Below are 426 nucleotides of genomic sequence, written 5' to 3'. Positions count from 1 at the left end.
TGAAAGATCAACAAGCCCTAGTGCGTGTATAATCGAACTATTTTGATTCGAAGGTAATTTTGTAATGCAGTTGAATTTCCTTGACTACGAGCAGCCTATTGCCGAGCTGGAAGCTAAAATCGACGAACTTCGCTACATGAGCAATGACAGCGATCTGAATATCACCGAAGAAATTCAGAAGCTTAAGGAAAAAAGTGAATCGCTTACGCGCTCGATTTTTTCCGGATTGACGCCATGGCAAGTCACCCAAATGGCTCGCCATCCGCAGCGACCTTATACGTTCGATTACATCAAATATCTGATCACTGACTTCGAAGAATTGCATGGTGATCGCGCCTACGCCGATGACCAGGCATTAATTACCGGAATGGGCCGTTTCAACGGCCAGCCGGTGATTGTTATTGGTCATCAGAAAGGCCGTGATAC

General features: G+C 45.5%; 1 pseudogene. It reads left to right on the top strand.

What is annotated here, in order from left to right:
• Nucleotides 1–64 precede the first annotated feature (64 nt).
• A pseudogene (locus B3182_RS05550) lies at nucleotides 65–426 on the top strand (acetyl-CoA carboxylase carboxyl transferase subunit alpha); the annotation flags it as partial.

This window comes from Methylophaga sp. UBA4204, assembly GCF_002379485.1.
In the GTDB taxonomy this organism is placed as follows: Bacteria; Pseudomonadota; Gammaproteobacteria; order Nitrosococcales; family Methylophagaceae; genus Methylophaga.
The sequence above is the reverse complement of the archived record's forward strand: the minus strand, read 5'-3'. Positions and strand labels throughout refer to the sequence as shown.